13 protein-coding genes are annotated in these 23,878 nt (G+C 43.0%); 3 read left to right on the top strand and 10 right to left on the bottom strand.

Features of this window, described 5'->3' with window-relative positions; all coding sequences use genetic code 11:
• Positions 1–59 precede the first annotated feature (59 nt).
• From ABD985_RS04885 to ABD985_RS04855, 7 genes are all read right to left on the bottom strand, one after another.
• Entirely contained in the window at positions 60–2,258 is a 2,199-nt protein-coding gene (locus ABD985_RS04885) for a hydantoinase/oxoprolinase family protein (RefSeq protein ID WP_345369680.1), read from the bottom strand.
• A gap of 323 nt (positions 2,259–2,581) precedes the next feature.
• On the bottom strand, positions 2,582–4,066 hold the full coding sequence (locus ABD985_RS04880; protein WP_345369678.1) for a hypothetical protein: 1,485 nt from the start codon (positions 4,064–4,066) through the stop codon (positions 2,582–2,584).
• Between the two features lie 94 nt (positions 4,067–4,160).
• On the bottom strand, positions 4,161–6,401 hold the full coding sequence (locus ABD985_RS04875; RefSeq protein WP_345369676.1) for a phosphodiester glycosidase family protein: 2,241 nt from the start codon (positions 6,399–6,401) through the stop codon (positions 4,161–4,163).
• A 163-nt stretch (positions 6,402–6,564) separates the two neighbouring features.
• On the bottom strand, positions 6,565–7,824 hold the full coding sequence (locus tag ABD985_RS04870; protein WP_345369674.1) for a hypothetical protein: 1,260 nt from the start codon (positions 7,822–7,824) through the stop codon (positions 6,565–6,567).
• A gap of 181 nt (positions 7,825–8,005) precedes the next feature.
• Positions 8,006–9,721 carry a glycoside hydrolase family 10-like protein gene (locus ABD985_RS04865; protein ID WP_345369672.1) on the bottom strand — a complete coding sequence of 572 codons (1,716 nt, stop codon included), beginning with the start codon at positions 9,719–9,721 and terminating at the stop codon, positions 8,006–8,008.
• Entirely contained in the window at positions 9,718–10,875 is a 1,158-nt protein-coding gene (locus ABD985_RS04860; protein WP_345369671.1) for a glycoside hydrolase family 10-like protein, read from the bottom strand. Before ABD985_RS04860 ends, ABD985_RS04865 begins: the two co-directional genes overlap by 4 nt.
• A 250-nt stretch (positions 10,876–11,125) precedes the next feature.
• On the bottom strand, positions 11,126–12,538 hold the full coding sequence (locus tag ABD985_RS04855; RefSeq protein ID WP_345369670.1) for a DUF5018 domain-containing protein: 1,413 nt from the start codon (positions 12,536–12,538) through the stop codon (positions 11,126–11,128).
• A gap of 328 nt (positions 12,539–12,866) precedes the next feature.
• Between ABD985_RS04855 and ABD985_RS04850 the strand changes: the two genes are divergently transcribed.
• The 3 genes from ABD985_RS04850 (at position 12,867) to ABD985_RS04840 (ending at position 19,796) form a co-directional block, all read left to right on the top strand.
• Positions 12,867–16,130 carry a SusC/RagA family TonB-linked outer membrane protein gene (locus ABD985_RS04850; RefSeq protein ID WP_345369669.1) on the top strand — a complete coding sequence of 1,088 codons (3,264 nt, stop codon included), beginning with the start codon at positions 12,867–12,869 and terminating at the stop codon, positions 16,128–16,130.
• Between the two features lie 338 nt (positions 16,131–16,468).
• Positions 16,469–18,226 (top strand): SusD/RagB family nutrient-binding outer membrane lipoprotein, encoded by a 1,758-nt coding sequence (locus ABD985_RS04845; RefSeq protein ID WP_345369668.1) that lies wholly within the window; start codon positions 16,469–16,471, stop codon positions 18,224–18,226.
• A gap of 115 nt (positions 18,227–18,341) precedes the next feature.
• Positions 18,342–19,796 (top strand): DUF5009 domain-containing protein, encoded by a 1,455-nt coding sequence (locus ABD985_RS04840; RefSeq protein ID WP_345369667.1) that lies wholly within the window; start codon positions 18,342–18,344, stop codon positions 19,794–19,796.
• A 587-nt stretch (positions 19,797–20,383) separates the two neighbouring features.
• Here ABD985_RS04840 and ABD985_RS04835 read toward each other — a convergent pair.
• The 3 genes from ABD985_RS04835 to ABD985_RS04825 form a co-directional block, all read right to left on the bottom strand.
• A complete protein-coding gene (locus tag ABD985_RS04835; protein WP_345369665.1) occupies positions 20,384–22,435 on the bottom strand; it encodes a T9SS type A sorting domain-containing protein in 2,052 nt (683 codons plus the stop codon).
• 102 nt (positions 22,436–22,537) lie between these two features.
• Entirely contained in the window at positions 22,538–23,167 is a 630-nt protein-coding gene (locus ABD985_RS04830) for a Riean_0653 family protein (protein ID WP_486303786.1), read from the bottom strand.
• Positions 23,154–23,795 carry an outer membrane beta-barrel protein gene (locus ABD985_RS04825; protein ID WP_345369662.1) on the bottom strand — a complete coding sequence of 214 codons (642 nt, stop codon included), beginning with the start codon at positions 23,793–23,795 and terminating at the stop codon, positions 23,154–23,156. Before ABD985_RS04825 ends, ABD985_RS04830 begins: the two co-directional genes overlap by 14 nt.
• Positions 23,796–23,878: the final 83 nt, after the last annotated feature.

Below are 23,878 nucleotides of genomic sequence, written 5' to 3'. Positions count from 1 at the left end.
TTCAACAAAGCGATTTAACAGCACGCCAGTTATTTATTCCTCCTTAATCCCCCTATGGATTATTTCTTTTGTTTGGCAATGACCACCACCGGATCATCTGCTAATGCTTTTTTACTTTCTATTTCCAATAATGCGATGACCTGAGAAGCTTCTGCCAACCCTGTGAGATCGATCAATTTATTTCCCAGCAATACATAAAGATCAGGCAGAAGGCTACCTGCATCTCCAAAGGATGCTAATCGCTCCAAGAGCTCTTTGACCTCTCCTCTCATTGCTGCAACGGTCGTATTGACTACCACTCCCCCATCCAGCTGGAAACGTATAGCTCCTTCTGTATCAACTACTCTCAACTTGAGCAGGGTACTGGAAAATAATCCTAAGAGATGCTTTTTCATTTCCTGATAGCCTATTGCTCTCAAGCCGTTGGTACTTCCCAGAAGCAATACTTCTTCTGCTGTCACTCCTATGGATTTTGCCGCAACTTGTCTTAGTTCCTCCTCTGAAATTGGTTCCAGGTTAAGATCTTTCGTTCTCAACTCTGTAGATCCCATGGCAATAGCAGTCAGCTTCTTTTGCTTATTGTCGATCTCCACGCTGACTTCCACCGTATCGGCATTCGCGCCCATTGCCACCACCGCACTTACGGCTTCCTGACGAATAGCAATAATATCCTGATCCGTTGGGCTCAATACATTTCGTTCTACCGTATCCCTTATCATTCCCAACGCAGCACCAATAGCAGATACTACTTCTGTATTCTCAGCAATACGGAAGGGAATACTCATATACTGACCAGTATATGGAACAATGGCTGAAGCTCCGCCACCTCCTCCGATGAACTGAAGCATATGTTTATCTAGCTTATACTCTCTGGACAATTGCTCAATTACGGGAACAATCTTCTTGGCTGAGGTCTTCAAGATATCCTCTGCCACCTTTTGAGGCTCCTGATGAAATGCTTCTCCCAATGCCTTAAATACATTGGCTACTGCTTTCGTATTGGCTCCCCCGTGCCCTACTTCTTCCACCAGGCCCAATTGATAAGCCGCACCTGTAGGGGTCACCGTCATGGCTTCTCCATTTCGGATGATCTTCATATAATCTGCTGGATCTCCCTCTCTGGGTTTTATCTTCTCCAGGTTTATATTTTGGAAATCCTCATCGGGGCTATAAGCCGCATAATGTAAGTCAGCGATATGGGCAGACCTTGGTCCTACATCTGTAATTTTCTTTCCATCAAAGCGGGGAACTGATCCTCCGCCAATTCCCAGCGTACGTACATCCAAAGTTTGAAGATATAAACGCTGCCCTGCAATTTGTGCAGACTTCACTTGAGGCTTTCCGTTCTTGATCACAGAGATATCGGAAGAAGTACCTCCCACCTCTATGAATATCCCATCGGATATACGTGCATACATCAATGCTGCAGCTACTCCGGCCGCAGGACCAGAAAGCATCGTCATAATCGGACGTTTTCGCATTTCATTGATGTCCATAATTCCACCATCAGAGCGCATCACCATCAAAGGCACTTTCATCCCTGCTTCTCGTATGGACTTCTCCGTCATGTTCGCCGTCTCCAACATCTTAGGCATCATGGATGCATTGATCACAGCGGTTCTTGTTCGTACTCTCAAGCCATAAAGCTTAGAGATACTACTTGCAGCAGTGGCCATATACCCCATTTCTCGAGCTACCTTAACCACTAAATCTTCATTGGCAGGATTATCTACCCCAAAAGCTTCTGAAGCGACCAGTACTTCTGCTCCCTCATCTGCCAATTGTTGAATCAGCTCTTTTATTTCTTCCTCTGTAGGGGTATTCTTGGTATCTAAATAGCGGAACTTGGTCGGAAGGTATTTCTCCGGCGCCAGTTCGATATGCTTAAGGTTCGTTTCTGTCTTAGCTCTTCTTCCCTCTATTCCGGTCCCCATTCCGATGATCCCCACTGTTGCAACATCTCCCTCCAATAAGGCATTGGTCGCTTGGGTTGTCGAATGTGCAATAAGCACCACCTCATCCGGATGAATATTAGCCTCCTTCATGAGCAACTGCATAGAGTCCACTACGCCTTTGGCTACGCCCTCCTGAGCAGTGTGAGTGGTGGGTACACAAGCTTTTCCTACCAGTTCAAAATTGGTAATCTCAATAGCTACCGCGTGGGTAAAGGTTCCTCCTACGTCAATACCGATCTTTATTTTTCGGTATGACGTGGGTGTGGTTGTTTTTGGTATATTTTCAACGTGTTCTAGTATCATGTTTTTAGGGGGTTAGTCAATGCTGTCAATTTTAGGACGTAGTGTATTTAGAAAGCGTAGTGCAAATCCGCTGCAGGTCTTAGGCTGATTAAGTTTGAATAAATAACTGTCATACTACTAAATAGCTTTGTTGAGTGACACTGCGTGTCGTTGAGTAGAGCTTCGCTCCGTTGAGTAGCCCTTCGGGCTGTTGAGAAATAGCAGTACTCTAAAAGCTCAACAGCCCAAAGGGCTACTCAACGGAGCGAAGCTCTACTCAACTAGCGGCGTAACCGACGCCATGTAATGGACTCAACTGTCGGTTAATTATTCAAACGCCTTTTTTAGACGAACATCCATGCTGCTACGATCAGGCCTGCAATAGCCAGTATCCAGGAATACCCCAAGGTATTCCACAGCACTTTTTGGACATCCACTTTCATCTCATTAGCCAGCCATACATTTTGGATATTGGTTGGATCACTAATCCCTTGAATCTGTCCAGTAGACATTAATACCCCCATGATTGCTCCTCCGGGCATACCACTTGCCAACAATACGGCTGCCAAGCCATACCCCATACCCCATACATTCAACGGACCGCGATACAAGGCCATTGGAGCCAACACCGCAAACACCAATACATACGCCATAGGGCCTTCTGGGATGATATCAGCCATTAGTGGTCGAAGCAAAGCCATCACAGGCCAGTCTCCTCCTACATAATGTGTCAGGGCTACCTGTCCTCCGGGACCCATAATCGCCACCAGCAACATTCCGATACCGAACATCAGAATAACTGCGGGCATCACGACCGAAGCCCCTTCAAAACAAGATTGAATAAATACGTTCAAAGCGCCTGGTTTATAGGTGGCGATAAAGGTATAGCATAGCCCTATGACAAAGGCTGCGATAAAGTCAACATCAAAAAGTAAGATCAAGAAAAGTGGAATGATTGGAGAGAATACGGTAATCCAATGTGGCGCCGTTGCTTTCTCATTGGCTCTAGTGATCAAGCGAACAATAGCAATAGCAAACAACCATAGTATCCCCAAGCCAACGGTATATTTCAACCCTGTTCCTATGTACTGCAATCCGGCATCTACTAATTCTTTTGAAGAAGCTGATAATAGATAATCATAACTTCCTTTTGCACCCCCTGCCAATAGCAAGAGTACCAGGGAACGAAAAGCTATTTTCTTCAATTTGACATTGTGGCCATCTCTATATAGTTGTAATGTGATATAGACTAGAGAAGCTAAAAATCCGAACCCAAACATCACCAGGGCAAATGGACGTACTTCATTGACTTCCAACCCCAAGACATTGACATAAACGGCCCAGTTGGTCACGTTCAGTGCTCCACCAATACTCACCCCCATCAAGAATATTCCAACTGCAGTCATGGAGCCTACCCCCACAGAAGACAAAATGGGTAAAACAATAGTTGCTACCATAATGATCGCGCCCAATCCACCCAAGGTGGTAAAAAGTAGAACTATCAATACGTACATCAATACGGAAATCGCCCAAGGATTATCCCCAGAAAGTTCAGCTCCCTTTTTGATAAACGCTTCGGCTACTTTGGTCTTCTGCAATAATATACTGAGCATACCTCCAAAAATAGCCACGACCATCGCAGTACTTAGTTTGGTTGCTCCTCCACCAATCACATGAGTAATCAGATCGTCCAATGTAACTCCACCTATAATCGCCACCAATAAGGCCATTAAGGGTAAAGCAATTAATGCGGGAAGGATGCGCTTGAACATAAGTCCTGCCATGCTCAAGAAAACCAGCAACAGCCCCAGTGTTTGTAATATCTGCATAGTAACTTGGATTATATCAGTTATATAGGATCGTAAAAAGTGTAGAAAAAAGGGCTAAAAAATAAAAGCGCTATTTCCATCAAGGCATTGTCCTTTACATCACTTTTCTCGTAAAAGTCCCTTCTGAAGTAATGATCTTTAGAAGGTAGATTTGTCCTGTTGTTTTTAAGGGAATTCGTACATTTTTCACCCCATACTCATAGGGTTTTTCATAAAGTACTCTTCCTTCCAGAGTATAGAGCGCTGCTCCCAGAATAGGTTGTCGACTTGAAGTAACCTGCCATTCCTCCTCTGTATACGTTATTTTCAAATCTTGTGGAAAATCAGCTATCGACACCCCTAATACAGTAGGTACCTGCATGGTATAAAGTGCTTTGGAGATATATCCATTGACATCCTCAATCTGAAAACTAAGAATAGCCTCAGAAGCCTCATTGGTTACCTCGTAGGTATAGGTATAGGCTGAAACTCCCTCTGCGATCGATTCCTCTTTCAGTAGACGTTCCTCTTCTCCTGCTATAAAGTATATGGACAGTTGCTTCAACGGTCGGCTATCTTTTACAGGAGCAAAGCTTAAAGGAATAGAAAGCACTTCCCCTACTTCATGTGTTCCCTCCATTCTTGTACGGTTATTGTCAAACAGAATCGTAGGACTTTGGGCAGTTACATAAAAAAGTGCTTCATCAGTGTGAACTTCTCCTGTACTATCAACCGCTTCCAATAGCAGTGTGATTTTCATTCCGACTTCCTCTGTGACCGTAAAGGCTGCCTCCCCTTGCAGTTGATATACTTCTTCTCCCTCTGCCACCGTATAATCCCATAGTATTTCCTTCTGGCTACCGACTTTTTTGGTCAATTTTAAGGAGGTTAAAGGAACGCCAGTATTGGGAGATTCTGACGAAAAGGAAAGCGATAACTCCTCATTTTTTGCATAGGTCTCCGAAGGGTCCCACCCTGACGTGAATGCTAACGTAGGCTTACTTTTCTCCAGATATCTTAGGCGAATTGCATCGATATTTACCTTCGATCCTGTCGTGGTCTGATTCACCAACACAATGGAGTCTTTTTCACTCAGGTCAAAAACACCCAATGTGTTAAACTGATGTGATTTTTCTGTATCCGTTTGATCAACCTTTACTTCTTCCTGGGTAAAATCATCCTCTCCTTTACGTACTTGAAAGGTAGCGTCAGAGGCGTACTCCTCACTGGATTGCCACCAGGCTTCCACTTCGTACTTTCCCGGCACAATCCCCTCCAAGGTATAGATCGCTTCTGCCGTTACCTTTTCCTGGTCTGTTGTTACTATTCTGGAAGGGGATGTTCCATACCCCTCTTGAGAAGAAGCTTCCTCAAAAGGTACTGTTCCCTTTTCCTGATAGGCATCTCCTTCTGTATCCATTACTTTAGGAGCCGCTACTACCATCAGTACCGATTTTACCGATCGTTCTGATCCATCCGAAGGTTTATTGACTACCTCATCATCTACCACCATCGCTGAAGATCCTCCTCCATCAAGATTCAAAGCGGCGACGCATCCCAAGTCTTCCAGCATATCCGTCAACTCTCGAAGTGTCACCCCATCACTATACCCTGACTGTCGTCCATCCACTACTAAAGAGATGAGTTCATTATTAGCTGTGATTCCTACCGCTGTTCGTGGCGCTCTTGAGCCTACGATATCTGCCGGAAACAATTCAAACCCATAATCCGCTACAGCTTCACCATCCTTGATCAGCAAAGGGCCTCCACCCATTGCCATTTCCTGTTCCCACAAACTTCCTGTGGATTGGGAAGGAGAAGGTAGTGGCTGCTCCCCTTCTACATTCTGAGCAGGTTGGGTATAACTGTATACTGTTTTATCCCCTGTAAAACCATATACCCAATCGATTGCCAATTTCTTTTCTTTATTAATCCCTATAGCCGAACGGGTTGGGTAATACGTCTTTCCCGAACGACTCAAGGCAAAGATGTTATGGGCTAGAATATCTGAGTTATCAATCACGAGGCTGACTGACCCATTCGCACCATAAAACCCTCCATTAATGGCCGTATATACCTTACCTCCATAATTTTTGGCAAAGGCAGAAGGCTTCTGAAATCCAGAAGTAGTCATGGTGGTTTTTAAGGCTACTTCTCCTGTAGAAAAGTCTACTTTGGTATAAAAAGCTTTTAACTTTTGTCCTCCTTCCAAATCTGAAGTAGACTCATAGTATTCTACTGCGGAAGGTAATCCGGTGTTGGTGACTTGCTGCCATTGAATACCATGGCCACTTTGTGCGTTTGCTCCAAGGGTAATACAGAGCAAAGCAATTATTAGGGTAAATGTATTTCGCATTTTTTGTTGATGGTGTTTAGTTGAGCTTCGCTCGTTGATGTTGTTTAGTTGTGTTTTATTGTTACACAGGGCGGTGCCCTGTGCTATTGGTGCCCTGTGCTATTGGTGCCCTGTGCTATTGGTGCCTTGTGCTATCAGCGCCCTATCCTATCGATACCCTGCACTATTTCACTAGATCTTCAGGCAATACACTTCTTTCCTGATCATCCAAATTGATGACATAGTAATATCCCTTAGTGACTGCCTCTGCACTAAACGCTTCGATCAGCTCTTGCTGAGAGGATTCTTTTAACGCTCCGGTTTGCTCATCCCACAGTTCCAATGCGGTTAAGCATCCCAAAGAAGGGGTCAAAGGATAAAAACTTGCTTCTTGAAAAAACTCCGGATTAATGGTTGAGCCATGCGCAATGATCTCTGACCTTCCTGCCTTACCTGCCCAATAAGCTGCTTGAATCGGGGTATAGGTTTTCCATTCCTCAGGAAATAGTGAGAGGTAATCTTCCATACTCCAGGAAGAAGTATCTTTGCTGTGAAAGTATTCTTGCTTGGGAGCTTCAAAAGGCATCCGCATATCCACTGTCGGAGAAGGGCCTATAAATACATTCTCAGAATTCCCTATTCCCTGAATAGAAAATACACCTTCCGGCGTGTTGCCATTGGTAAGGAAAGAAGGCATATCCGATGCGGCCATTGCCAGTTGTGGAAAGGTCTGTACCCTTCCTTTCTCATCCTTCACAAAAGATCCATCAGCCCGCTGAACAATCGCTAATCCCGGAAACTGACGGGACAAACGCTGAAATGAATAGATCACCGGCAACCCATGTTGTTGCTGATGTGCAAAAAGTGCCTGAAGATCCGGACGATTATTTAATTGCTTTTTTTGCTCACCACTTAGGTGATAAGCTAGTTGCGCTAGGATGACCTCTTCCTTATAATTAGGAAAGCGTTTTTCCAATATTGCTTGAAGAGGTTGATTGACACCTGCCCGATGCAAATAGATGGCTATCATGGCAAATAACTTAGGGTGTGTTTCCTGACCCAATACGCTTTGACATTCTTCCACAAAATCATTGGGATACAAGGTATAAGCAGCTTCCAGCAATCCCCTTCTATAGGCAGGGCTTCCCTTTTGATAGTTTGTAAAGCCTTTTTGAATGATGGCTTTTGTTTCGGCATTTCGGGTATGCGACATGCCCATTCCCCAATACGCCCCTTGCCATGCGGACTCATTCAGGCTATCCGAAGACGATGTGCTTACACCACCAATAATTTCTTCGGTTAACTTATTCTTAAAAGCCGTACGCTCTTGTTGTGTTGCCCTGCTTGCAAAAAGGATTTCTTGCTCATTCACTCCTTCTTGACCGCCACATTGGAACAGAAAGAATGATAGGAATAGCGCTATAGGTATTTTCTTCACAATCATATCTTTGTTGAATCGTTGAATTTCAATACGTCGTATTAAGTTGAATCGTTGATTCGAGTTGAACTGTTGATTGATATATATGCTCATACAACATATCAACTCGAATCAAGACGCCATGTAATGGAGTGAAGCTCAATTAACATACACCGTGTAGCGGCATGAACAGTCCCTTTCAGAATACTTAGAGGTTTTCAGGAAACTTGGCTGGAGCCGGATAGATGGCTGGAAAGACCTTTCGCTTGCTCCATAATGCTTCGTAGAAGAACCATACTTCGCCTTGCACTCCTTGCTTTCGGTTGTAGCGCACCAGGTTCACCAAGTACTCATCTGATGGAATGTAATCGCCTACTCTGGTGAGAATCCCTGGATAATAATGCTTGCTGTAAGGGGCCAAAACATCTAGGTCTCCTTTGAGTAAGGAAGTATAGGCTCCTAGTCCTTGTTCCTCTTTTCGGTACAGCTGAGGGGATACTACGTCAACTATTCCTCGTCGTAGCCACTCTTCCCAATCTTGTAGGTAGTTATCCAAGCTCCATCCTCTTGGGCTAGGCGACCAGGTTACCAGACAATTGGGGTCTGCTTCTTTTACATCTTTATATACCCACTCTCCGAAATCTGATAGTTTATCGGCTCTCCACTGTTTCCAATGTGTTTCGGCATCTGACGTTGGCACCTCTTTCCCTGTTTCTTCTTTGTATAGCCTTTTCGTAAACGCATCATACCCTCCGTTGATTGGCATCGCCGGTAAGCGATCGTCTCCCTGAATACCATCCACCTCATAGTTATTCACCACCTCCAGAATGAGGTCATGCATAAACTGTTGTACCTCTGGGTGGAAGCCGTTTAACCAATAAAAATTATTCTTTCGGGTAATATTCTGAGTAACCCCATTAAGAGAGTATGTATTGAGCTGTTCACTGGCCCAGTCAGGGTGTTTATTTAAAATAGGTGAGGGTTGGCCTTCGTAGTGAGAGGCAAAGCCATACTCAAACCAAGCAATAACTTTCAAGTCTCTTGCGTGGGCTTTCTCAATCAAGTATGCTAAGCGATCAAAGTCGTCTCTATAGAAAGTCACTGACGCAGGAGTAGGATAGCCAACGGTTTCCTGCATCACTGTACTAGGATGAAGTGTATTACTCTTGTTATATGTCACCACAAAAATGGTATTGAACCCATAGTCTGCGATACGATTTACGGCATTGTCAATCGTCGATTGAGAGATCAGGGCATCACTGGCTACATTCGTTAGCCATACGCCTCTTACGCCCACCTCCTGTGTACTTGCGGAAGTCGCCTTGACGGTATATTCTTTTACCTGTCCCTCTTTTTCCAACACCAATGTCAAAGGAGCTGATAAGTCAACAGTACTTCCCGAAGAAGGGGTAGCCACTACACCATTGGACAGGTCCAACTTTATTTTAACCGCATCCAGAGCTGTTCCATAGGGTAAGGAAAAGGAAACTTCTGTGCCTTCTATGCTTCCCTCTTGATATAGTTCTGGCAACACCATCCCTTGCAATGCAATCTCTTGAGGCGCTGCTTGCTGGGTAACATATACGGTATATTGTTTTTCATCTCCGTTTTCGGCTGTAACCGTATAGTATACTTCTTTTGTAAAGTTCTTTTCTTCTCCAGATGCAGGCGATACGTTAGCATAAGCCGACACTTCTACCGTTGGGGCTAAAGCTTCTATATTCCATTCATGAGGAATCTCCAAACGGATATCATTTCTGGAGCTATTGATCAGTCCGGTCACCTCCTCTCCTCCTTGCTCAATGCTAAAGGAAAGGATATTGGCTTCTGAGGAGCGCATCTCTTTTTGGGTATCACAAGTCCAAAAGAACATGGACATCAATCCCACAAAAACAGGTATTAGGATACTGCTGTTGTGTCTCATATATTTTTTTCAGAATAATATTTCTTGATAATTTCCTTATAACGGTGTAGTCCTTCATAGAAGAAATAAACTTCTCCTTCAAAGCCTGCGGCACGATTGGCTTGTAGCATCTGCTCAAAAAAGGCTTCCGTAGGCATTTTACTTCCTGCCTTGATCAACATCCCCGGGTATAGCTTATCTTTCTTCGCCTGTATTGGGTAGGAGGCACAAGCTTCCAGCGTCTGTTGATAAAAATCGATATCGTAACGGTATACCTGAGGAATCAATAAATCTACGTATCCGTGATTTAACCAAGTAGGCCAATCCTGTAAATACTCCTCTTTGGACCAAGGGTATACGGAAGGAGCCATGGAAACCACACAATTAGGGTCCGCTTTCTTTACCTTTTGGTATAAAGAAGCCATAAAGTTATTTAAGCGCTCTGCTCTCCAATTGACCCATTCAAAATCCTTATAGTATTGTGGAGGCTCCTGACCAAAGTGTTCTTTTTTATAAGCTTCGATCACTCCAGGGTTATACCCGCCCTGAGAAGGCATCGCCGGTAAGCGGTCGTCACCTTGTATCCCATCTACCTCGTATTTGTTGACCACCTCCAGAACCAATGAAGTCATGAAGTCCTGTACCTCAGGGTCCAGCGCGTTCATCCATTCAAAGCCATTCTTCTTCACAAGCTTTCCTTCATTATTCAGGGAGGCCCAATGAGGCTTCTTTTCCAATAGAATTCCTCCATTGGCATTATAGGAAGACGAGAAACCAAACTCGAACCAGGCATATACCTTGATTCCTCTTTGGTGTGCGGCCTCGATCATTTCCTGTAAAGGGTCCCTTCCTGTATTTTCAGGATCTAGTTCGGGATCTATTTCTACACCCGTAAAGTCCTTCATCACTTGGGAACGATACATCGTTTGGGCCTTATTCCAGGTCACCATAAAAATGGTATTGATGCCTAGTTCCTCACAGAGCGCTACGGCTTCCTCTATTTTTTCTTTGGAGTACAGTACCTTGCTATCCACATTGGTTACCCATACACCTCTTAAGGGTTCTTTTTTAGGGATATTTTCTTTATGACTGGCTGAGGACGGCTGTGATTCTTTGACGTTGCAACTACTGAGTAGAAGTGCAAAAAAGAGGGATAAAAAGATCGTGTGCTTCATTAGTTTGTCGTGGTTGTTTATTGTTTCACAGGGCGGTGCCCTGTGCTATGGGCGATACCTTATCTATGGGTAATACCCTGTACTATTAGCGATGCTCTGTGCTATGGGGGATATCCTATATTATGGGGGTACCCTGTACTATCTGTATTGTGCTGTCATTCGTGCTTTTATTCCATTAGCTCTATGATCAACAGGGAAAAAATAAAGCCACCGTTTATCACAAAACGATGGCTTTAATCCTATCATAAACTTATTCAGTCTCTTCTACAACAGGGGCAATTCTTGATAGCTCAAATGCTTGAACACCCGCATTTGTTCCTAGAAGGTATGCTTGTGCAACTTCATTTTCCTCATCTACGGTGATCACAATATCACCAGTACCATTCACGTTGCTCACTCCTGCTTTTAGCGGCACCCAATCAGAAACGAAAGGCATATAGTTATAACCCGCTTCTTGACGCTCTTCTACCGTTGCTTCAATCATTTCAGGATTAGTAATATCAACCACTCTCATAAGGGCTCCCTGAGTCCATCCTGACTGGAAGAATGCAACAAACTTAGCACCGTTAAACTCAAATGTGCTCATCTCGTTTGCACCTGATACTTCACTAGTACTAAATACGTGCTTCACTTTACCTGTCGCATCCGCCAATCCAACTTCAAAGGTAGAGTTTACAAGGATATCATCCTGATCAGTAGCTCCTACAGGCTCTACTCCTACCGTCATTTCCCAGTTTGTTCTACCGTTGGAGAACTCATAAGCAATCTTGTCTGGTGTTTCGCTTACCAATTCACCACTTTTCACCGTCCAACGCAAAATGATGTTGGTCATAGAAACTGGTGCGTAAATTACTGCATCACCTGCAAGGTCTCCCTTCACGGTAAAATCAGCATGACCTACCAAAGCTGTTTCCCATGGCTTAGACTCTGCTCCATAGTGCTCTGTAATATCGTGTGTCCACTTCAAGAAAACTTCTGGTGCAGCGTTTACATCATTCCACTTGTAAATAATAAACTCATCGTCTGGTTTTCCGACTACGTTTGAAGATAAGATCACGCCTTTATCATCTGCAGCAATCTTTCTTCCTGTCCCGATTCCTTCTATATTCATCAGGCCAATTTTAGAACCATCCATACGGTCATAGATCTCGTACTTAGACTCGTCACGGTGTAGTAAGACTACATAGTCACCGCTAATCGCCATCCCTGATGGTTTGTGATCTGTCCAACCTTGCTCTGAGTGAGACAATCCCCAAAGGTCTGTCACCGTACCAAAGCCGTAAGCCAGACGATTATCAACAATCACAGAAATTTGAAAAACTTTCTCGACTCCATCAGTTCCAACCAAAGTAAACGTCAAAGGAGCTGAGAAATCATAAGCCGTATCTGCAGCATAGTCCTTAATGGTCGTTACATCTGATATCTCGAAAATTGGGATCAAGTTCGTGATGTCCGTACCCAAAGGAACCAACACAGAGATGGTCTGTCCTTGAATATCGATGGCCTCAGCCTCCAACTCTAGTCCCTGAAAAGAAAAACTTATTAGTTCTGCTGGATAGGTTTCTTCCGGAGTTACGGGATCCTCCGAACAAGCAGACATTCCAAATAGTAGGGCTACCAAAAAAACGCTAGAAGACCATAGCGTAGCAATCTTGTGTTTCATATGAAAGTAGTTGTTTATAGTGAATAAAAACAGTCTGATTATCTCTAAGAGATCAGACTACTTAATCACTAGAGTAAAAAGTTTTTATTTTGTACCTCAAAAAGATTACAAATCAATCACTTCCATCTCCATTATTTAAATAATAATCAATATTTAATGATTATCACATCCCTACCTTAAACTCAAACACTATGTATTATTCGCACTCTTTTTTCTAAAAGAAAAAGTAAAATAATAGGCCATAATAAAGTACCTGCCTATAAAATATTGCTACACTATACCACTCAACACATTAAAAAAATAGACTATTATCTTACCTTTTTATCTTATGAAACCACACCTTTTTACAGGAATTGTCGGTCTTATTCTTTTACTGTTATTTCCCGATATTATCCATACAACAAATGCTGGGGAGCCCTTGTCTGAGGCAAAGGCATACACAAAGACCTATCAACAAAGTATTTCTATTCAAGGAGTCGTTACTGAAAGTTCTGGAGCTCCTCTTCCCGGTGTTACCATTCGCATCAAAGGAGGAACATCAGGAACGGTTAGTGATGTAGAAGGACGTTTTAAACTCAATATTTCACAACTTCCTCAGATACTCTTGTTCAGTTATATTGGGTATGATTCCCAAGAAATCACTGTTCAAAATGCTACTACTCTTAAAGTGGTCATGCGAGAAGCCGTTGGGGAAATGGATGAAGTCGTTGTCACAGCTTTCGGACTAGAAAGGGAAAAGAAAGCATTGGGCTATGCTGTACAGGAAGTTAAAGGAGATGACCTACTTCAAGTTCGTCCTACCAATATTGCCAACTCACTATCCGGTAGAGTGGCTGGAGTACAGATTCAAGGAGGAGGTACCGGAGAAGGTGGTTCACCACGAATCGTTATCCGAGGTATGAACTCTATTGCGGGAAGCAATGATCCCTTGGTGGTCGTCGATGGTATTCCTGTGAGTGGTGGAAGCCGCAGTCAGGCCAGTGCCAATGGAGGGATTGATTATGGAAGTGGATTATCGGACATCAACCCAGATGATATCAAGACCATTTCTGTTTTAAAAGGAGCCAATGCAGCAGCCCTATACGGTTCCAGAGCTGCCAACGGTGTCATCCTGATCACCACCAAAAGTGGTCGTTCCCGTAAAGGAATTGGTGTACACTACAGTCTCAACAGCATGTACAGTAGCCCTATGGTCATGCCAGCGTTCCAAAACGAATATGGCCGAATGTTACGCTACCAGGAGGCTAATTCGCAATGGGTAGAACCTGCTGACTTTACCTCTTCCTGGGGGGCTTCTGCGATGGATGGTCGTTCTTTTGTCAACTGGAAAGGAGAGGAAACTACCTACGATGTTCAAGAAAATAATGTCCAAGACTTTTTCAGAACAGGGAGCAACAATACTCATTCCCTTTCTTTGGAAGGTGGAAATGACAAGACACAGGCACGTTTCTCGTTTACCCACAATACCCTAAAGTCTATGATTCCCAATAGTGAGATTCAGAAGACCAACCTGGGACTAAGTGTCAATACAGCCTTAAGTGATAAACTTACAGCCAAAGCAAAGGTCAGTTATATTTTACAGGATGCCCAAAATCGTCCACAACTGACAGATCACCCCGACAACCCTATGTATGGCTTCTTGCGTATGCCAAGAAACATTCGACTAGAAGATTTACAAACATATGAAGATGCCTTGGGCTACCCTATTCTTTGGGATGGAGCCGGAGGACCTAGTCAGGCAAGCCGTAACCAAAACCCTTATTGGACCATCAACAATAACACGAACGATGACCAACGCAACCGACTTATTGCCATGGCATCCCTACATTATCAGGCGACAGATTGGTTACAACTGATGGTTCGAGGAGGTACTGATTTCAGCAGTAGTCAAAAGGAACGTATTGTTGCTAAATGGACTGCCTTTGAAGGAGGAGCTACTCGCTCCAAATACTATCAGACCATGGGCACGGGGCAAGAAAGTAATATCGACTTTCTGGTAACCGCACAAAAGGATCTAATGCTCAACGGTAAAAGTATCTCCCTATCAGGCTCTGCCGGAGGTAACCTAATGAAAAGTATGGGTAGAAGCATGAGCCATAATGGTATCAGCTTCCTACTGGATGACCTATACAATATCAGTAATACTGACGTACAAACGGCAGGACAAGGGTTTAGTCAAAAGGAAATACAATCGCTCTACGGAATGGCACAGATTGGATACGAGAACATGGTCTTCTTGGACCTTACTGCTCGTAATGACTGGTCTTCTACCTTACCTGCCCATAACCGTTCTTACTTTTACCCTTCAGCCTCTTTATCGGCCGTTTGGACAGACATCTTTAAAGTCTCTTCCAATATCTTCTCCTTTGCTAAAACCCGTTTTTCATGGGCGCAAGTGGGTAATGATACCAGTCCTTATCAAATGGACTATTACTATTCCATCGGTCCAACCATACATGGACAAAGCTATGGAGACAAGCCTTGGACCCGTCCCAACCTGGACCTAAAACCAGAGATTACTACTTCCCTGGAGTTGGGCTTGGATATCCGTTTGTTTGAGAACCGATTGGGTATGGATGCAACCCTTTATAAAACAGGTACGGTTAACCAGATTATCTCTATGCCTGTCACCCGAACAACCGGCTACTCCTCTATTATGACAAATGCCGGACTGATCGAAAACAAGGGACTAGAGGTACAACTTACTGCCGACATCCTGAAAAAGAAGCATTTAGAATGGACAATGGGACTCAATGTTGCCCGAAACATCTCGGAAGTTGTTCGATTGGATGACCTGGTACCGGTTTATGGATTAACCTCTGCCAGTACTGTTAAAGTACAGGCTATCGAAGGTCAACCTTATGGAGATATTGTCGGTACCCGATATGCCCGAGTAGAAGAAGGTGAGTTTGCCGGGGAGATTATTGTCGACAGCAAAGGATTGCCTATCGTCAACCCTGAGCCTCAAGTGATCGGAAACTTCAATCCAGACCTTACTGGAGGATGGAGTAACTACCTACGCTACAAGAATATCAGCCTGAACGTATTGCTTGATTTCCAAATGGGAGGCGATATTTTCTCTCTAACCAATGTCATTCTATCCAGAGAAGGAAATGCTGAATGGACTGTTGAGGGAAGAGAAGAATGGGCTGCTTCAGAGGCTGCCAGAAAAGAAGCAGGTCTGACCCCTGCCAAGTGGTTCCCTACAGGAGGGATCACCGTAGGGGTGCAGCAAGAAGGGGTGGATGAAAATGGCACACCTATTTACAAAACAAATAATCGTGCCGTCTCTCCAGAAGACTATTGGAGAAGTATAGCTGCAGATGACCGTATCGTGGCTGAAGAGTTTCTTTATGATGCCTCATTTGTGAAAGTGAGAGAAGTTAGATTGACGTATAGCCTTCCACAACGCTGGCTAAAAGCCTCTTTCCTTGAGCGTGCAGACATTGCCTTGGTAGGCAATAACTTATTCTTCTTGCACAAGAATACGCCAGGATTTGACCCTCAGGCTTCCTACAACGGAAGGGGAATTGAGTACTCCGCCATTCCTACTGCCCGACAGATGGGATTTAACGTTAATCTAGCATTCTAGTCAGGTTGACTCGAGTTGAATTATCAACCGAATTCAAGAAACTTGAAACTAATAATTAAACAGTATCTATCCATAAAATAAAGTTGAATAAATAACCGACATACTACTAACCAGCTCTGTTGAATCGTTGAATTTCTCCTTCGGAGAGTTGAATTGAGCTTCGCTCGTTGATTCGAGTTGATTCGTTGTATGGGGACATATAACTATCAATCAACAGTTCAACTCGAATCAACGAGCGAAGCTTAATTCAACGATTCAACGGTTCAACAAAGCGATTTGGTAGTGTGACGGATAAATATTCAAACTTAATAGATGGATAGATAAGAACAACTACTTCTATGAATACAATAAAACATACAATTAGTATTGGTTTACTGACTATAGCATCAGTCTTAGGGCTGAATGGTTGTACCGATCATTTTGATGAACTCAATAGCAATCCCAATGCTACTACAGATATAGAACCTAAGTACTTACTTAGCCGTGCGATGGTCAAAGGTGTTGGAGACTATACCACTTATTATTATACACAGCATTATGCTTCTTTTTTGTCCCAATATTTCACTAATACCAACCCGGGACATATTACAGATGCTTATTTCCATAGTGACCCATGGAACGCGACGTTATGGTCGAGAGCTTATGCACAGTCCTATAGGGGGTTTCTAGGATTGGCAGATCATGCGATGAAAAAAGCGCACGAAAAGGAGTTGGACTATCAAGAAGGACAGGCTAAGATCCTTCGTGCCTTATGGTTTCTAAGGCTAACAGATACTTTTGGTGATATTCCTTACTCGGAAGCCTTCTCAGCGGACGATGCCGAAAACCCTATCCTTACCCCAAGATACGACGAGCAAGAAGCTGTTTACACGGCATTATTTTTGGAACTAGATGAAGCAGTACAGTTGCTGAGTTCAGCAGAAGGAGGAGCACGTATGGGGGGGAATGACCTTCTATTAAATGACGACTTATTGAAATGGCAACGCTTTGCCAATTCTCTTCGCTTGCGTATGGCTATGCGCATTTCCCTTGTTGCTCCTGCCAAAGCAGAAGAAGAGTTCAATAAGGCCTTATCAGCTACAGGAGGTGTGATGGAGAGCAACCTTGATAATGTGGGTTTGCTTACTGACCCTGCCGGACCCGCTGGCTTCCAGCATATGAATCCTCTAAAAGTCAATGCTAATCAGTTCCCAAGATGGTATAGAGTCTCAGAAACAGCAGTTCATTACCTGGAGACTTTAAATGACCCTCGTATAGAACGATATGCTGCTCCAAGGTTAGATTACCTTAAGGGACTTAATACTACCTTAGCGCAAATCAATAGCGATGCTCTTTCTCCTGAGGAACAGCAGTTTCATGCGGAAGCAAAGGCTGCAACACAAACAAGGGTATCCTTATTTGAAAAGCCTTATGGGTATATGGATCAAGTAGAAAGCTTTCTTGGTGAACAGGGAATTAGCCTTGCTGATCAAAAACGTTATAAGGGCGTTCGTAATGGACAAAGTCCTTCTACCCTATCGCAAATGCAGGATCAACTCAATGATTACTCTGAGCTGGGAGAGTACTTAAGACAAGATGACTTCAAGATTTATTTAATTACTTATCCAGAGGTATGTTTCCTTAAGGCAGAAGCCGCCTTGCGCTTTCAAAATGATGCCGTAACAGCTTCCGTAGAATACGAAAAAGGTGTTCGGGCTTCCATGGATATGTATGCTATTCCAGAACTAACGGAAGATGATACTAATCGATATGAAGCGTACCTTAACGGCCCTGCAGCCTTTAAAAGCACTGGCAGCACGGAAGAGCAAATCGCGCAAGTGATTACGCAGAAATGGATTGCCAATTACTCTAACGGTTTTGAAGCCTGGGCAGAGTGGAGAAGAACAGGATATCCTCAATTATTCCAGATCAACAGCACTGGAGACACAGAAGGCGTGCTTCCTAGACGATGGATGTATATCATCGATGAGTTTCGTTATAATCAGGAAAGCGTAGAAGCTGCCAGTGAACGAATTGGAGGAAACACGATGATGCAGCCCATGTGGTGGGACAGTCAGTATAAAGATAAGCCTGCACATTGGGATTTGATGGAATAAACGTATGTTTATCGCTTATCGGTTATTGCTTATCGTTTCTTTTTTTTCTTTAAACGTATCCAAGTAAAGCTATAACCGATAAGTGATAAACTATAACTGATAAACTAACGTATACATGCAACAAAAACCTGTAACCATTGCTACTTCGCCTACCCATACCGCATTCAAAAAGCGATCGATGGGATTAGATGCTTTAAGAGGTATTGCCATTTTGGCGATGATCTTCTCTGGGCATATTGCTCACCTGGATTCCTTATCTGGATGGCTGTTCCATGCTCAGGTAGGGCCTCCTGACTTCAAGTTTCACCCTGAAATCCCCGGGATTACATGGGTAGACCTGGTATTTCCTTTTTTCCTGTTTGCGATGGGAGCTGCCTTTCCCTTGGCTTTACGCAAGAAGCTAGGGCAGGGAGAGCCTCTCTGGATAATCCTTTTGTACATTCTCAAGCGAGGAGCTTCTTTAGTATTTTTTGCTATTTTCCTCCAGCATATGAAGCCTTGGGCACTGCAAAGTACTCCGGACGCAATTGGATGGCTTAGTAGCCTGACTGCTTTTATTACCTTGTTTTTGATCTATACTTCCTTTAAAGAAACGATCAATCGCTATAAGGTTATGATACGAGTTATGGGCTTTGGTATCGCCTTTAGTTTACTGGCTTTTGCACACTTCTACTTTGGACTATCGTTTAGTGTCAAGCGTTCTGACATTATCATCCTTGTACTAGCCAACATGGCTATATTTGGTAGTCTTCTCTGGTTATTTACAAAAGATAATCTACTGGCTCGTCTAGGAATTATGGCCCTGCTGATTGCTATCCGCTTAAGCAAAGACATTCCGGGAAGTTGGCAGCAGGTTGCCTGGGGATTCTCTCCTGCCACTTGGTTGTATACGCTGTATTTCTGCCAATACCTATTAATCATTATTCCGGGAACGATTCTAGGGGATATGGTCTATAAAAACCTGAAAGGAAATGGGATTACCTTTTCTCAAGAGCAGACCACTACTCAAAAGGTGCTGTTTGGTTCTATACTGTTCAGTATTATTGTCTTGAATCTAGTGGGACTATATATGCGTTGGCTCAACCTAAACTTTTTAGGAACGGCAACACTCCTACTCGCTGCTTACTGGCTCATTCGTACTCCAAAAGAACACGATAAGCCTCTATACTTACAACTATTCCAATGGGGAAGCTACTGGCTATTATTGGGCTTATTCTTTGAGGCTTACGAAGGGGGGATTCATAAAGATCATGCCACCATCAGTTACTATTTTGTAAGCAGCGGACTCGCTATTTTCACCTATATTATTCTATCTATGCTCGATCAGAAAATAGGACAACATCCCGTCTTCTCGTTTGTCGTGATGAACGGCCAAAATCCTATGATTGCCTATGTAGGGGCTGCGCTCTGTATTATTCCTATTTTCTCTTTGCTCCATATTACTCCATTCCTTCACCAGCTACAGGAATGGCATCCTTGGTTAGGAATACTTAAGGGAGCGATCATCACGATCGTCGTAGGGCTATTGACTGTATTCTTTACTAGGCGGAAGGTCTTTTGGAAGAATTAATTTTCATTTTTTTTATTATCAATTTTCAATGATGTGCTGCTTGAAGCGTTGAGGGTGATTTTGGATAAACAAGTTGCACTGGTCTTAGGCTCCTGCCTAAGACCTAAAAGCGCTTTCGCCGAGCGTCCACGCTCGGATGGTATAAGTGGAAAAATAAGGTTGGTGATAAATTGAATGAAAAATCGTTGTGTTTCGTATAGTGACGGGTTGATTAAGGTTGAATAAATAACCGACACAATAGTTATCTCCATCCCCGCCTAGGGTTGAAACCCCAGTCTCTGTTTGAAATACCGCTATGCGGTGATCTATACTACTGTTTTTCTGTCTAACAAATAATATACGTTGGTTATAGATCGCCACAACGTGGCAATTCTAAAAGAGCCTGGGGCTTTAGCCCTAGGCGGAGTTGAGGGAAACATTTATGACGCTTAAATATTCAAACTTAATTAGTCCTAGGCGGAGTTGGGAAAAGAATTTATGACGATTATTTATTCAACGTTAATTACTTAAAAGCATCCGAAAGCACCGCTCCTCCGCAAAGGAAATGATATTACCTCCGTATGGATTTTTATAAATAGGCCACATAATTAAACAACAATCACTTTCTTAACCCCATAGCGCTGCCCGTTTTGATAACGCAGCAAGTACGTTCCTTTAGGCCAATCCGACGTATTTATTCTCAACGATTTATTTCCCTGAAGCCCCTGCTTTAAGAGTTGTTTCCCATAGATATTCATCACCTCTATGGTCGCATTCTTTTCCATAAATTCGCCCTTCACCATAATATACTCCTTGGCTGGATTGGGATAAACAGAAAAGGCAACTTCAGGAGTTTGTACATGGACGGGAACAGGAGATTCTTTATAGTTGGGAGGAATAATGCCCTTGCTTTGCTGAAGAAGGTTGGCAAATTTCTCAGGAGTTACAAAGATAATTTCTTTTCCATACGCTTCATCTTCTTCTACTAGGTTGATGATTTTCTTAAGGCGTTTTAGGGAGATATCCACATTCTCAGGGGCTGTTCTGTTTAGGTAATTATCTTTTCGGAGACGTTGATAACCAACTAGGGTAAACGAAGGTTTCGTTTTCTTAGCAACCCTATCGATGATATCATCAGCCACCGTATAGGTATTATTCATATCCCCATAGAAAGTCCCATCATCCACATGGTTGAAGAGTAGGTGTTCTTCTCTGATCGTAGTGGTTTGGGTAGGCAGCTTTGGATCAAAAAGGAACGTAAGCTCTGAACCTATGGCCTTATTGAAAGCCCCAAGTTTATTAAAGTTAAAGCTATTGTCAATCGTAATGTTGCGGTAGTCAGAGACTCCTTTGCCATTGTAGTGCTTATAGGCATAGAGCTGTGCTATATCAAAGGTATCCATCAAGGCTTTGCTTTCGAGAATGGCATTATCCAGTACTTCTTCTGGAAAAAGATCGGGATAAGTATACCCAAGAGGTGTAGTCACCGCCAAAAAGCCATCTTGCTCCGTAGCAGAAGAAAGGTAATGGTGGGCGATAAAAGGTGCTTGCTGTAATAAATGTAGGTTGAAGCCCCAGCCAATAGGTACATTTCCTCTTTCCTGTGACAGCCATGCACCAGCCTGCAACCCATAGGTCCAGTTTCCGGCATCTCCTTCCGAACCAATCATCAGTACATAATGCTTCTCTTCCAGATACAGCGAATCGCGGTCGAACTGATTGGCTTTTCGTTCAGGAAGCGGTTGATCTACCTTATAAGAAGTATGCCAGGACATATTGGATAATAATGTCTCATGAAAACTCCCTCCATAAGCGGAAAACCACTGGATCAAAGGTTCTGGTCGCATCCATCCATAGATATGAAAGATCTGCCCTTTATTCTCCTGCCTCATATACCTTAGAATATCCTCAATAATCGTTGCCTTCTCTTCTGGTAAGCTATCGAAGTATAGTGACGAAGTTCCTCCAAGATTCACCTGAAACATTTGCTCTTTGACCGTATAATCGGTTAACTCTCGTATATAGAATTTCTTAGGATTACTCCGTGGCAGTAAACTATTCACACCATCTTGCAAAAGCAAAATATAACGCTCCATGGACGTGAGGGAGGTATTGTTCCAGTCATGTGCTTCAAGTTCCAAACGGGCAGGAAATTGTATAGTAGCGAGGGACTGACGATAGTCTGTTACTTCTACAGAATCCGTCAGGATAAAATCAAGGGCTAAGGCTCTTTCCTTTGTCATTGGAAGCCGGTCTGTCAATCCTCCAAGCATCCCTGCAAACTCTCCTTGCCACAGAAATTGCTGCCCCTCAAAATTAGAGGCAACCTGCAAGGAGTCATAGGTAATCACTCCATTGAGCTGCTCCTTAAATGCAATCACTAATGCATTAATATCATTTGTTGTGATAAACTCAATACCATCTGCCGCATATAGCTTTGCCCACTCTTCATCCGTTCGGGTATAGCTCCAGGTCTCGTTGACATTCTGAAGATAAAGTTGGGAGGAATCCCGGTTGACAATACCCGCAAGACCCATTGCCAAAAGACGTTCTTCCTTGGTACGAAAAGCACCGTCGTATAACCATTTTGTTTGTGCAAAAGCTTGTGTAACAGAGAAAAATAATAGAAAAAAGGTAAGAATTTTAAAAGTGCTCTTCATTAGAAATTAAGGTTGGGTTTTGATGCTTATTTTCTAATAAAGAGTCAAAAAGAGCGTTTTGTAATGAGAAATGATCGCTCGTGTATTACTACCCTCCTATATTCAAATATCTATGCGAACAGGGTTCCAATCTGGCGTATTAACATAGGACGTATCCAGATAGAACTGTCTGTCTTTGTTGATTCTATAATCAAAGCGACCATGAGATACCTCTGTTGTACTTCCTGATGCATTGGTAGTGGTAAACCCGAAGGTTCCAGATAAGATCAAACGGGTAGAGTCTAGATCTGTAAACCTAAAGAAAATTTGCCCCACACCTCTTGGGGTAGCATTTCGAGAATAATAACGTGTTCCTATAAGAGCGGTATTATCCTGTCCGTCTAAGGTAATTTTTTGTCCCTTTAGATTTTCAAGATCATCAAACTTCGTAATTCCTTGTTCTGATAAGTGAAAACGAATGGTTGTTTGCTCTTCTTCGATATAGCCTATAAACTCAATAAACAGGCTATCCCTTAAAGGATCTGCTACTACTATTGGCTCAAAAGATTCTATCCACAAGAACCTGGTCACCGTAGATCCCCACACCTTACCATTGACCATCGCCCCGGCAGTTTCATTTCCACTTTCAGAATATTTAGGTAAGCGTGGGTCTATTGGGTCTGGAACAAATGTTCCATCGCAAGCCAATAGTAAAATCATCATGAACACGATTAAGAGTCTATTGATTATCATTGAAATTGAGTTTTAGGCCAGCAATAATGTTAAAGTGTTTAATATCACGAATTTCGGAAGTAAAGTTACCGAGAGGGTCAATCTCATAGTAATCAAGAACAGAATATACCCCATAAACTACTCGTGTAAATACATTGATCTTCCTATTCTTAAAAAAGTTGACTCCTCCAATAAGGTCTAGGTCGTAATTATTATAGGTTAAAGTACCCTGTTCTACACTGGTCGAAATCAACTTATTTCCTGCTACTCCTCCTTGTAGCGATATACTTTTTATCAAGTCATACTCCAATAATATTGGTAGTGTCAGATAGTTAAAATTAAAATCATAACGCTGCCCTAGCTCCTGTTTATAACCTTTTCGAACCACTCCTAACTCACCAAGTAACGTAAGTCTATTTAATTTTTTAAACGGATAAGTTGTCAAGGAAAGTCCAACATAATAGCCTGTAGAAGGCATAATGTTTCTCAAATCTATTTCATATCGTATATGAGAATAACTGCTCCCTGCCAGTAATCCAAATACAGGTTGGGAGCGTTTATCCAATGCTGATGTCTGCTGAGCATTCAGTGGTAGTGCCTTGGAAGAGAAGAATAGTAAAAAAAGCGTTACGATAGCAATGAATCGCATAATGTTGATAGTTTTAGATGAGGTGGTTATTATTTTCTAAAGACAATTAAATATTGATTATTGACAATACCCACTCACAAAAT

The organism is Algivirga pacifica (assembly GCF_039543525.1).
GTDB lineage: Bacteria > Bacteroidota > Bacteroidia > Cytophagales > Flammeovirgaceae > Algivirga > Algivirga pacifica.
The sequence above is the reverse complement of the archived record's forward strand: the minus strand, read 5'-3'. Positions and strand labels throughout refer to the sequence as shown.

Excerpts from the sequence above, each read along its gene's own strand:
- ABD985_RS04885 (WP_345369680.1), bottom strand. The coding sequence starts at position 2,258 with ATGATACTAGAACACGTTGAAAATATACCAAAAACAACCACACCCACG.
- ABD985_RS04880 (WP_345369678.1), bottom strand. The coding sequence starts at position 4,066 with ATGCAGATATTACAAACACTGGGGCTGTTGCTGGTTTTCTTGAGCATG.
- ABD985_RS04875 (WP_345369676.1), bottom strand. The coding sequence starts at position 6,401 with ATGCGAAATACATTTACCCTAATAATTGCTTTGCTCTGTATTACCCTT.
- ABD985_RS04870 (WP_345369674.1), bottom strand. The coding sequence starts at position 7,824 with ATGATTGTGAAGAAAATACCTATAGCGCTATTCCTATCATTCTTTCTG.
- ABD985_RS04865 (WP_345369672.1), bottom strand. The coding sequence starts at position 9,721 with ATGAGACACAACAGCAGTATCCTAATACCTGTTTTTGTGGGATTGATG.
- ABD985_RS04860 (WP_345369671.1), bottom strand. The coding sequence starts at position 10,875 with ATGAAGCACACGATCTTTTTATCCCTCTTTTTTGCACTTCTACTCAGT.
- ABD985_RS04855 (WP_345369670.1), bottom strand. The coding sequence starts at position 12,538 with ATGAAACACAAGATTGCTACGCTATGGTCTTCTAGCGTTTTTTTGGTA.
- ABD985_RS04850 (WP_345369669.1), top strand. The coding sequence starts at position 12,867 with ATGAAACCACACCTTTTTACAGGAATTGTCGGTCTTATTCTTTTACTG.
- ABD985_RS04845 (WP_345369668.1), top strand. The coding sequence starts at position 16,469 with ATGAATACAATAAAACATACAATTAGTATTGGTTTACTGACTATAGCA.
- ABD985_RS04840 (WP_345369667.1), top strand. The coding sequence starts at position 18,342 with ATGCAACAAAAACCTGTAACCATTGCTACTTCGCCTACCCATACCGCA.
- ABD985_RS04835 (WP_345369665.1), bottom strand. The coding sequence starts at position 22,435 with ATGAAGAGCACTTTTAAAATTCTTACCTTTTTTCTATTATTTTTCTCT.
- ABD985_RS04830 (WP_486303786.1), bottom strand. The coding sequence starts at position 23,167 with ATGATAATCAATAGACTCTTAATCGTGTTCATGATGATTTTACTATTG.
- ABD985_RS04825 (WP_345369662.1), bottom strand. The coding sequence starts at position 23,795 with ATGCGATTCATTGCTATCGTAACGCTTTTTTTACTATTCTTCTCTTCC.